Source organism: Bradyrhizobium iriomotense, from assembly GCF_030160715.1.
Classification (GTDB): domain Bacteria; phylum Pseudomonadota; class Alphaproteobacteria; order Rhizobiales; family Xanthobacteraceae; genus Bradyrhizobium; species Bradyrhizobium iriomotense.
The window spans coordinates 1-11,257 of record NZ_BSOW01000071.1 but is presented as its reverse complement, the minus strand read 5'-3'; the positions used below and the strand labels follow the sequence as shown (position 1 = coordinate 11,257).

Genomic DNA, 11,257 nt, shown 5'->3' with positions numbered 1-11,257 from the left:
CGCCCACCGGTCTCCACAACTTCAAGGCGGCTCGCTTGACGACTCTCAGTAAGGATATCCATACCGACAGTCAGCGACAGACCGGAAAAACCCGCAAACTCGGACGAGTACGACGTGCCGCCAACCCTCGCGTTGATCGCGACTGAAATCGGCGTGCTCGATCGCCTAGTCAACGACAAATCAAAAGCGGCAAACAGAAACGCTCTCGCACTGTCGGACCAAGAGCGCACGGCTAGGCGGTCATCTCGCCCGCGCCAGCGATCCACCGGCCGGCAATACCGTCATGCGGCGCGGGTTGTCACGCCTCACCGACATCGCGCTGGACGCCATGGTCGGAAAGTTGTGAGGAATTGAAAGCTTCACCGGACGGGATGCGTACTATGATGTCTAGGAGACAACTTTGCCGACCGAAGTACAGGCTGCACGTTTGCGGATGCGAAGCGCAGCCTAGCCTCCAAACTGTTCCATTGAAAGTATGGCTCAGATATCTTCAGCGTTTCGCCGCCAGGCTCGCGATTACACGGGCAGAGCTCGTCGGTCTGCAGTGCATCCAAAACGCGCTGTTACGCGGGCTGCGGCCAACATTCAGGGTGGTCGCATAGACGTGCTGGATACTGTTGTCGGGAGCGACGATGAAGGTAGCGATGGGCGATGCCCTCGGGCGCGCGAGCCCCAAGCCCGTCGACTAGGGCGCCCTTCGTGTCTGCGAACTGCCATATCGGCAGATGATGAAGGTCTTTGTGTTCGCGCCGCCAGGCGAGCTTACAGAAGTCGTTGTTGGTCGAACCGCCCAGCACCACCGCATCACGCACAGCAAAGTCCTCGGAGAGGCGAGCAAACTCGGCGATCTCCGTGGGACAAACGAAGGTAAAATCCTTCGGATAGAAGAAGATGATCTTCCATTTCCCCGAGAAGCTTTTCTCAGTCAGCGTCTCAAACGCGCTCTGACCTGCCTCCTCGTGCGCGTGACAGCCGGGCTTCACGCCGGTCACTTCGAAAGCCGGTAACTTACTTCCAATTCCAAGCATGTTCTGTCCTCACAAGCTTATTTCGCGTGGAGAGCGATCTGCCAGGATTGTCGAGCAAGCTGTATCTGAACATTCATGTCTCGGTCACTTGCGATGTAGGACTCTGAACCCATTGGTCCGGTCAAATAGAGCCGGACGCAGCGTGGGAGCACGGCCTGTCTCGCGACTGCACTCAAGCCACATTGCTGAGTTTGCCAGTAGCGGTACGTCAGGAGACGTTCCTCAAAAGCAGCCATGTGGCGCCCATACTCCAGCGCCTTTTTCCGAGAGGAGATGGTAGGCAAATGGCGAGAGAAGCGTCTTCCAAAATTGTGCTACTCTTAGTCTATCCGGCGCAACTGTAGCATCTCAGGCCAGTGTCGCGCGGCTCGCTCAGTGAGGAGGAGTGTTATTTTCCGAGACCGACGACGTGCCCCTACATTGCAGATTGTAGAGGTAGCTATGTAAGAAGGGCTATCAGGCTTAGTAGGTTCGTTGTTCGCGTGTCTCAGATAAAGATTGGCGGCGGTTACCGAGATCAGCGGCCTAATGCAACACATGATGGCTCTGTCGCCACAGTCTGAACCGTCAACAAAAGGTGTTCAGGCCATTTCTTAAAATGCATGCAGAAGGATCCGAGATGAATGCGGATGTGTTTTCTCTTCATGAGTCTAACGTTCGTCGTTATGGGCGGTCGTTTCCCACCGTCTTTACGAGGGCGCTTGGGGCGACAATTTGGGATGAGGCTGGCAAGCCCTATCTTGATTTCCTAGTGGGCTCCGGCGCGCTCAATTACGGCCACAACAATCCGAACATCCTTGCTCCAGCAATCGATTATCTCACCGGCGGGAACATTCTTTTGTCGCTTGATATGCACACGGCGGCAAAACGTGAATTTATTGAGGTGTTTGTTGACACGATCCTGAAGCCGAGAGGCCTTTCTTACAAAATGCAGTTTCCTGGGCCGACTGGCACAAGCGCTAACGAAGCGGCGCTTGCGCTAGCTAGAAAATATACCGGCCGTTCGAGTGTCATGGCTTTTACTAACGCGTTTCACGGGATGTCGCTTGGCTCCCTGGCCGTGTCGGGTTCAGCTTCGACCAGGGAGTTGGGCGGCGTCGCACGCCACGATGTGATCCGTGTTCCCTACGACGGCTATGGGAACGGAGCTTTCGATTCGGCGAGTTACATTGATTACGTCATAAGCGACCCCGGGAGCGGCATAGAAAGGCCGGCGGCAATCATCCTGGAGACCATCCAGGCAGAAGGTGGCATGAACACGGCCTCGGCACTTTGGCTCAAAGAAATTCAGCGGATATGCCGTAATCACGGGGCGGTCTTCATCGTGGATGACATTCAGGCAGGTGCCGGACGAACAGGTGATTTCTTCTCATTTGAATTCGCGGAGATAGAACCTGACATCGTCTGCCTTTCCAAGTCCCTAAGCGGTTCAGGTAATCCGCTCTCGATCGTTTTGATTCGCCCGGACATAGACGTATGGAAGCCCGGAGAACATAGTGGGACGTTCAGAGGTAACAATCTCGCGTTCGTGACTGCAGGCGCGATGTGCAAAATGTGGTCAGACAGCAAATTTACTGCTGACATCGAGCGTACAGCTGTCAAATTGCAAAGTCGCCTTGATGATCTCGTCGCGAAATTCCCCGATTGCATCGAAGAAAAGCGAGGCCGCGGTCTGATGGCTGGCCTCAAGTGTCGCTCACACGCGATTGTCAACCGCGCACACGATATCGCATTCGCAAACGGACTGCTGATCGAATCTTCGGGACCAAACCGAGACGTCATCAAAGTCCTCCCGCCGATAACAATCACGGATGACGAGCTCGACCGTGGCATCACGATCCTCAAGCAGGCAATACAGGAGTAAGCCAATGGCAACTGCCCAGCTGTCTCAAGTGCCAGCGATCTCGCTTCTCACAACTAAAGAACGAACCGGTTCGATCAACATTGGGGAGATCATCTCAGTCCTCAAGGGTGAGATCACCGGTCTGCACATCAAACAGGCATTCAGTCCCGAGCTGGCCGAGGAGATTACCACGAACTTTAATCGAAACCCCGGTCTCAAGGAGCGCAAAGATGGCGTTCCCGGCCAATATGTCGGCGCATCGCACTACAGGAGGAATGCAGCCACCTATTTTGCCGAGGCGGAAAGTGCGCGTCCTTTCGTGGAAGCCCTTTTTGCGGATCTGGTTGATCCGGTTCGCGCGTTATTCGACGCGCTGAAACGCGAGCTTCACAAACAGGGAATTGAGTTGCGGCCGGCTCGTTCGGAGCACGGTCAAGCTAATCTTTGTCGTGCCATCTGCTGGTCTGGCACAGGGATGTATTCCTTAGAGCCCCACGACGACGTCGCCCAAGTTCTATGTGCTGGAAAAGATGCCGAGATTCCGGCGGTGGCGAACAACACGGTTGTAGCGCTAAACTTCTACCCCAGCATGCCCGATGAAGGTGGCAATCTGCGCATCTGGAGCCATAAACCGACAGAGAGTGACCGAGAATCGCAAGGCCTGGAGACTACAGGCTATCCCTTTTCGACAGCTTATCTTGAGCCCCTTCCTTATCACGATTTTCAGCTCAAAGCAGGAGATATCGCGCTCATCGACGGCGGCTACGTTCATGGGGTGACCCGACAATTAGGCAATGGGAAGCCTCGCCTTCTGCTGAACTGCTTTCTCGGGTTTGCGAGACCGGATCTGGTTCTCTGGTGGACTTGAAGTCGGGCATCGCAGTAACTGACAGCTCTGCTGGCAGTCAATCGACAGACGTTGCGCCGACGGAAGGCTCTCGCTAGCGATGGTCCGGCATAAATTGGATGGCGTTGTGGCGCGGACCCCGCGCTGTTGCGAGGTCGTGGCAGTGTTGCCCGATTGTTGCCGACGAGTGCCGCGTCGATTGTTTCGATTAATGAACCGCATCGCTCGATAGAGCCAAGACACCGCGATTCCGCTCGCGCAACCATGGCTCGGATAGTCGTGCCGGTGATATAGCAGGCTACTGATGGAGCTGCAGACTCGCGATCATGACGATGGTCGTCTTGCTGATCCTGCTCTTCCTCAGCGGATGCCCTCCGGCTGGCGCGCGCTCGCATCGAGGGACCGCGAACTTCATCAGCGTAACGATGGTGATCAGCTGGTGCATCGCCATCAAGGCCTTCTGAATATACTGATATGGTGACATCATGTTCTACCAGCCGCTCCCGTTGGCGCAGATACGAGTCGTAGACCGGGATCCAATAAACCCGGTAGATTCCATCGCGGCACTCGTTACACCGCAAGCCTCGAACCAATCCGCAAGATCATGCCAGGGCGGCGGGTGACGTGCCGAACGGGCGCGCTGCGTTGGGCGGACCGCGTTGCTGGCGCCGGCTCCGCCTGAGCTTCTCCAGCCGATGGCGCAGCACTGAATCCCGTAACCGGTTCCTTGACAAGCAATTTGACCGAGCCGCCGCACGACGGGCCTGAAGCCTATACTCCTCGGTTAAACGAGCGGCGCGGACGTTCATTCGACACCTCCGGGTCTACCGTGACCTGCCACCGAACTTTCATCCAGCGGCAGTTAAAGTCTCGGGGTTTTGTACGCCAAGTGGCGCGGGTGGAGCAACGGATGATCGGCGGAGCTGGTCGGGGTTGCGCAGCCGATCGTCCGTTGCGGTGAGGTGGGCGGCATAGGCCGCGGGGGTCAGGTATTTCAGCGACGAGTGGGGGCGCTGGAGATTGTACAACCCAGCTTGATAACACCCACGGGACCGGTTTTCGCGAGCTCTTGTATCGGTGGCATCCGTGGTTTGGTCAGCCGGTGTTTGTCCACCAGGCGATCGCCAAGTCGGATGATGTTGTTTTCCGCTGCACGCTGAGCGGCTCCGACGCGACTCGGTGGCTTGAGATTCCTGCCTGGATGTTCGATCGCGTGGCTTGCGCGGATGATTCGGTCGTCACGGCCGTCTTGCTCTTGTCCGCGTGTTCCAGGATCAGCTGCGCCATCAGGTTGGTCAGCGTGCCTTGCACCTCTGCCGGCAGCTCCGGCCAAGCCGGTGCTCCGATGACACCGCTGGACTGGCCGCTTGCGAACAGGTCCATTTGCGGCGCCTGGCGCCGCTGATCCTGCCTGTGCCGACTCCGCTGCGCTGGCGGCCGGCGCGCCATTGTCGTGGTCTTGCCTGACATGGGCCTCTCCCCGATTCGGATCGCGAGAGGTCATGATTGCGCCAGAAAGCAAGGCGTTCGATGATGCGGTGCCCGCCTTCAACACATCCGACAGAAGGCCCGCTAGCACCGACAGCGCTGATGAATCGACATAAGGCGTGGTGGTGACCCGCGACGAACTGGTCGTCGCGGCACCGGTAGGCTTTGTGAAGGCCGGCGATCGCTACGAGAAGGATCCAGACCGCCGCGTGCAAGACGCCATTACCCTGGTCTTCGACAAGGTTCAGGAACTGGGCAGCGCTCGTCAAGCCTTGCTCTGGTTCCACGAGCATAATCTCGAACTTCCGGTGAAGCAGAACAATGGCGATGTGGCCTGGCGGCGGCCGAACTACGCCGCCATCCACCGGATGATTGAGAACCCCATCTACGGCGGCGCCTATGCCTATGGTAGGACTGCGGTTGCGGTAGGCTATGGAGCCAACGGTGCCAGCGTGAAGATTCGTCGCAAAGCACGCAGTGACTGGCTGGCGCTGATGCCAAATGCCCATGAGGGCTACGTCAGTTGGGAGAAGGCCGAGGCGATCAGGACGATGGTCAGCAACAACATTCCCACCAGCCGTCATCATGGCGCCGCCAAACATGGCAATGCGCTGCTGGCCGGCATGATCCGGTGCCGGCGCTGCGGGCGCAAGCTGACGCTTCGATATACCGGCGCAAAGCATGGCATCCCGCGTTATAGCTGCAGCCGTGCCTGGATGGACAATGGCGAGCCGCGCTGCATCGCCTTCGGCGGCCTGCGCGTCGACGATTCCATCGAGGAAGCGCTTCTCGGCGTGGTGGGGCCCGGCGCTATCACTGCCGCGGTCGCCGCCGAGAGGCAAGCCGGTCAACGGCGCGATCAGGTACGCGAGGCACTTCTGCGCGATCTTGAAGCGGCGCACTATGCGGCCGATCGCGCCTTCCGTCAGTACGACGCTGCTGATCCCGCCAACAGGCTGGTTGCTGGCGAACTGGAGGCTCGCTGGAACAAGGCGCTCGCGCGTGTGGCAGAGGTCGAAAGCAAGATCGCGACGCATGGCGCAGCCATGCCGATGCCAGCCATCGCCCCGACAGCGCTTGCCGCACTCGCGACGGACCTCAAGACCGTCTGGGCCGCCCCAACGACAGACGCGCGCCTGAAGAAGCGCATTGTGCGCACCCTCATCCAGGAGGTGGTCGCCGACATCGATCAGGAGGCAGGCGAGATCGTGTTGATTGTCCACTGGATCGGCGGCGTACATAGCCAGATCCGCTTGCCCAAGCGTCGGCGCGGCCAACGCAATAGCGCCTCAGCCGATGTGATCACGGCTGTCCGCCAGTTGGTGCTGATCGCCAATGACGATCTCATCGCCGGCACACTCAATAGGAATGGCCTTGTCACTGGTCACGGCAACCGCTGGACGCGTGAGCGCGTCACATCGTTGCGCTCGCATCACCGCATTCCAGTGTTCAAACCTGCTGATGACGGGATCGAGCCGTGGCTCAATCTCAGCAAAGCCGCGCGGCTTCTCAAGATCGCGCCCAAAACCCTCAGACTGGCGGCGGAGGCCGGCGAGATCGCCGCCATCCATCCCTTGTCCGAAGGCCCTTGGATCTTTGCCCGTTCCGATCTCTCGGCATCAGCCGCACAAACAATCACAGAACGCGCGCGCCAAAATCCAAAATACCCCACGGGATCGCATCCCGATCAGCAAAATCTCTTTGCTTCAACCACATAGACAGATGGGTGTTGTGATGCAGGATTGTAGTCGGCGACCCAGGCAGCGATCTTGGCGCGGGCGTCGTCGAGATCGAAGAACAGGGTTTCGTTGAGCAGCTCATCGCGCATCCGGCCGTTGAAACTCTCGACGAAGCCGTTCTGCATCGGCTTTCCCGGTGCGATGAAGTGCCAATCGATGGCTGCGTCCTTGCACCAGGCGAGCATGGCGTTGCAGGTGAACTCGGTGCCATGGTCGGACACGATCATTCCTGGCTTGCCGCGTCGCTCGACGATTGCCGTCAGTTCGCGGGCCACGCGCCGACCCGAGATCGACGTCTCCGGAATGGCGCCCAGGCATTCCTTGGTGACGTCGTCGACGATGTTGAGGATGCGGAAACGTCGGCCATTGGCGAATTGGTCGTGGACAAAGTCCAGCGACCAGCGTGCGTTGGGCTTGGCCTCCACCAGGATCGGGGCACGGGTCCCCACGGCCTTGCGGCGAGCCCGCCGCTTGCGGACGGTGAGCCCTTCCTCGCGATAAAGCCGGTAGATCCGATTGATCCCCGACGGCTCGCCCTCCCGCCGCAGCAGGACGAACAGCCGGCGGTAGCCAAAACGTCGCCGCTCGTTGGCGAGGTCACGCAGCCGGCCACGGAGAGCCGCATCCGGGATACGGCTGGAGCGATAGCGGATCATCTTCCGATCCGCGCCCACGATCGAGCAGGCCCGCCGTTCCGACAGGCTCATGACTGCCTGCAGATGCGCGACCGCAGCGCGCTTGGCGGCGGGCCCTACCATTTTTTTGAAAGCAGCTCGCGAAGGGCGGCCGCATCGAGCATCTGCTCGGCCAGGAGCTTCTTCAGCTTCGCGTTCTCTTCCTCCAGGGCCCTCAGCCGCTTCGCCTCGGAAACGTCCATGCCGCCGAATTTGGCCTTCCAATTGTAGATTGTCGCCTCAGAGATCCCGTGCTTGCGAGCCAGGTCGGCCGTCTTTGCACCCGCCTCATGCTCCTTCAATACCGCGATAATCTGTTCTGCTGTGAACCTTGCTCTCGCTTCATCTGTCCGTCCTTCGTAAGGCCGGACTCTAACTCCTTCTGGAGGAAATACTCAGTGGCAGGTCAACCGCGTTGTCCACCCATTTTGAGGAGAGGTTTCATACATCACCCCAATTCAGAAAGGGCTGTCGGCTCACCTCACGCCGTGTTTGCCCCGAACTGCATCGTGCCGGTGACTTATCCTAATTCCTCGTAGGCACTAAGTGCACCCATATTGCTAGCTATCTTCTTGGGCGGGTGTCCCGACGCTGGATAAGAAGCTATTTTCATTCTCGAACGTGAAGCATTGGTCGACAAAGAATGTCTACTGAAGACACAAGTTTCGTCCGATATCACGGGTCCGTTGCTGGAATACAGCTGCCGAGAGGAATGGAACGAAGGGCACGATCAATGTTCAAAAGTAGTGAGGCAAACTCAATGGAAGAAAAGGTCTTTGATCGCAGTAACGCGCTGTATGTCAGAACTGTGCCACGAAAAGGCCGTGGCGTATTTGCAAACATTACGTTCAAAACCGGAGATGTGATCGATCGCGCTCCCACGTGGGGATTTGATCATGCTGCGGCCGAGCTGTTAGATCGTACGGGAGTATTGGAGTACTACTTCGTGCGGCAGGATAGGAATCAGACGGAGCCTCTGACGGGGTACGTTGTGTTCGGTTTGAGTTCGCTAATGAACCACTCCTCGAACCCAAATGCAGAAAGAGTGTGGGCCGATAAAGAGTCCGGCACGTGGGTGAGCATTGTGGCGCTAAAGGACATTGCCGTTGATGAGGAAATAACACATCGCTATATCAATGTGTCCGATTATCCTCCCAGCGTCAAATTCTTCGACTAGGGAAACATCGTAGATTAGAGCGATCTACAATGACGTACGGCTGCATTGCGGCAACCGGCCAAGCCAGACGGGCTTCAGCCTGCTCGACGTACAGGTCAATCAGCTGCATTCCAAGGGCTAATGCCTTTAAGCTCGAAAACCAATGATGCCTTGAAGGAGCTAGGAAGGTAATGGCGACGCGCTACATACGCGGGGGCGTAACTCTGCATGGGATGCAGATGGAAAATGGAGTTGAAAAAGATCGTCTATTGCCCAGCATGTCGACAATATAAATTCGATGAAATACGTTCTGCAGGTAGCGCGTGCACAACGCCAAGACTCCAGCGCCGGCGCATGCTTACGGCGAGCTGCTTAGGGCGAGCTGCTTACGGCGAGCGGAAAGCGCGACACACGGGAGCACTTGTGGGCCCAGAGAGAACACCTCGTCTAGACCGGAGCTGTGGTGGGCGACGGCGCGGATGACAGAGCGGCGCATCGATGCGGCGGGCGGACACCTGCCAGAGTCTAGACTGTTCGGACTGACGGGTTGACCGACAGAGATTCCGCGCGACATCCTCACGGAAATCGGTGCAATGGAAGTCGTTCGGCCCGGGCCACAGCGGGAGCAGCCTAGACGCCTTACAATGTTGTCTCACCTCCTCGTTGTGGGCGGTGAACGATCGGCATGACCTGCTGTGACCATCTCCTTCGGATCGTACGCTTCGCTTGGACAGTCTTGGTCCGTTTGTGCTAACGCGGCGTATGCCTCACGAACGGTGCGGTGGAGCGAGCGCTGTGCATATGTCTGCGCTGTAAAGGAAAGGCATACCTTTTCGCCGGCGTTGATCGCAGTTCCGCGCGGGCCGTCGTATTGGCGCGCTCAGTCCAACGGTGCTCACAGCGAGACCACAAAGCCTAGCTTGCCGTCTTTGCTCGCATCGCCGACATGCCGCCGTCGGTACGCTTCGTGCGTCAATATCCTCCGTTCGTAAGGCGTAAGTGGACGCGAAAAGTTGATTCCATCACTAAGATCGGTCGCCGCCTGGCACTTGGAGATCGGCAATAAAATGGACATCGCGGATGGCGACGCGTTCGAGGCGAGGGCATTATACTGCCCCAGCATCGAAAACCGGGTGGAGCCCATATCACGAAACTTAGACGCCGTTCCTCAAGCGGTGAATTGGGTCGACCGTTCGCGCAACCGCTCCTGCGCAGCAAGGCCGTTGATCTCACGTTTGACGGCGAACAGGAGATCGCGGCTTTCACACGGCTGTGCGCCGGCTGCTCGCTCGCAGCGCAGCATCGCTTTCAGCGTAACCACATCCCTGGGGGATCATCGGCGTCCATCGCGCCGACCAGAGAATCACAATACGCCCCTCTGTCCGAACTGCCGATCGCGTGATCGATTCCAACTGCTGTCCGCCGATCGCTCGCCTTTAGCCAAGCTGGCGGTGGTGATTGTCACCACGGCATCAACCGAGGATAGCCAGAGGAAGCGGCGGCGCTCCAGCCGCTTGGCGTGGAGCGACGGCGGAGGCGCCGTAACGCTACCCAGAGCCAGCCCGACTGGATTCCTCCGCCACATAATAGTCAGATGCTGACTAGCGTCTGCAGGACGGCGTCCTTCGGCCAGAAGCGGCGCTGCGGTCGCTTGAGACGCCTGCCTTCTTGAGTCCCCGGGGCATCATCTCGACATCTCCCAGATCCTGAGGAATTGGGAACGACGCGATGCCGGCGTCTCCTTCGCTGAAGCACCTGCGGGCATGATGGCTACGGAAAATCGTTGCATTCGTTGCCTATTCGGAGGATTTTCAGCATGCGAGCTCCATTTGTTGACGGAAATCACCTAAGTGGCAACTAAATATGAGATATGACCGAATAGACGCCCGTATCCTCGAGATTGTTCAAAAGAACAACCGACTAACTTCCGATGTTATCGGCGAAATGGCTGGGCTTTCTGCTACCGCATGTCAACGAAGACTAAAGCGGCTACGTTCGGAAGGCATCATCGAAGCTGATATCTCGATCATTTCGCCGAAGGCGGTGGGAAGACCTATCCAGATGCTCGTGTTGGTGACTCTGGAGCGAGAAAGTTCAGACATCGTTGATAGGTTTAAGAAGGCTATAAGGTCGTCCGCCGAGGTCGTGAATGGATTCTACGTCACCGGAGACGCTGATTTCGTCCTATACGTCACAGCCCCCACGATGGAAGACTATGAGCAGTTCACTAGGAAATTCTTCTACGCCAACCCGAACATCAAGGCGGTCAAGACGATGGTGGTAGTGGACCGCGTAAAAGTGGGCTTCGCCATTCCAGTTGAGGCCTCTTCCGAGACCTGACCAAGTTTCTCAGTCGGGTTTCCTGTGCGGCCGGTTGCGGAACTAGTCGTCCGTTAAGAAGCCGAATTGAGCGGGGCTGGACAGGCGAGCATGCGCCATAGCTGGAACAGGAAGAGGCGCAAGAGCTCTCTGAGCCAGGCAA

At 57.9% G+C, this 11,257-nt stretch carries 7 protein-coding genes and 3 pseudogenes; 5 read left to right on the top strand and 5 right to left on the bottom strand.

Features of this window, described 5'->3' with window-relative positions; all coding sequences use genetic code 11:
* Positions 1–488: 488 nt before the first annotated feature.
* Positions 489–1,028, bottom strand: a pseudogene (locus tag QQL28_RS44655) (peroxiredoxin); the annotation flags it as partial.
* A gap of 619 nt (positions 1,029–1,647) precedes the next feature.
* Here QQL28_RS44655 and ectB point away from each other — a divergent pair.
* Together ectB and QQL28_RS44645 are read left to right on the top strand one after the other, a co-directional pair.
* The gene (gene ectB / locus QQL28_RS44650) at positions 1,648–2,892 is read left to right on the top strand and encodes a diaminobutyrate--2-oxoglutarate transaminase (protein ID WP_284276155.1); all 1,245 of its coding nucleotides are present in this window, start codon (positions 1,648–1,650) and stop codon (positions 2,890–2,892) included.
* Positions 2,893–2,896: 4 nt separating this feature from the next.
* Positions 2,897–3,739, top strand: coding sequence for a 2OG-Fe(II)-dependent halogenase WelO5 family protein (locus QQL28_RS44645; RefSeq protein WP_284276154.1), 843 nt, complete (start codon positions 2,897–2,899; stop codon positions 3,737–3,739).
* Positions 3,740–4,016: 277 nt separating this feature from the next.
* Here QQL28_RS44645 and QQL28_RS44640 read toward each other — a convergent pair whose 3' ends face one another.
* The 3 genes and pseudogenes from QQL28_RS44640 to QQL28_RS44630 form a co-directional block, all read right to left on the bottom strand.
* Positions 4,017–4,169, bottom strand: coding sequence for a hypothetical protein (locus QQL28_RS44640; RefSeq protein WP_284276153.1), 153 nt, complete (start codon positions 4,167–4,169; stop codon positions 4,017–4,019).
* Between the two features lie 397 nt (positions 4,170–4,566).
* Positions 4,567–4,743 (bottom strand): annotated as a pseudogene (locus tag QQL28_RS44635) (IS3 family transposase); the annotation flags it as partial.
* 70 nt (positions 4,744–4,813) lie between these two features.
* Positions 4,814–5,101: a hypothetical protein gene (locus tag QQL28_RS44630; protein WP_284276152.1), complete on the bottom strand. Its 288-nt coding sequence runs from the start codon at positions 5,099–5,101 to the stop codon at positions 4,814–4,816.
* A 230-nt stretch (positions 5,102–5,331) separates the two neighbouring features.
* On the opposite strand from QQL28_RS44630, the gene QQL28_RS44625 reads away from it, so the two are divergent.
* Positions 5,332–6,924 (top strand): recombinase family protein, encoded by a 1,593-nt coding sequence (locus QQL28_RS44625; RefSeq protein ID WP_284276151.1) that lies wholly within the window; start codon positions 5,332–5,334, stop codon positions 6,922–6,924.
* On the opposite strand, the pseudogene QQL28_RS44620 reads toward QQL28_RS44625, so the two are convergent.
* A pseudogene (locus QQL28_RS44620) lies at positions 6,924–7,933 on the bottom strand (IS3 family transposase); the annotation flags it as partial. The gene QQL28_RS44625 and the pseudogene QQL28_RS44620 sit on opposite strands and share 1 nt — an antisense overlap.
* Positions 7,934–8,379: 446 nt before the next feature.
* On the opposite strand from QQL28_RS44620, the gene QQL28_RS44615 reads away from it, so the two are divergent.
* Both QQL28_RS44615 and QQL28_RS44610 read left to right on the top strand, forming a co-directional pair.
* Positions 8,380–8,796 carry an SET domain-containing protein-lysine N-methyltransferase gene (locus QQL28_RS44615; RefSeq protein ID WP_284276150.1) on the top strand — a complete coding sequence of 139 codons (417 nt, stop codon included), beginning with the start codon at positions 8,380–8,382 and terminating at the stop codon, positions 8,794–8,796.
* A 1,842-nt stretch (positions 8,797–10,638) separates the two neighbouring features.
* A complete protein-coding gene (locus tag QQL28_RS44610; RefSeq protein WP_284276149.1) occupies positions 10,639–11,115 on the top strand; it encodes an Lrp/AsnC family transcriptional regulator in 477 nt (158 codons plus the stop codon).
* Positions 11,116–11,257: the final 142 nt, after the last annotated feature.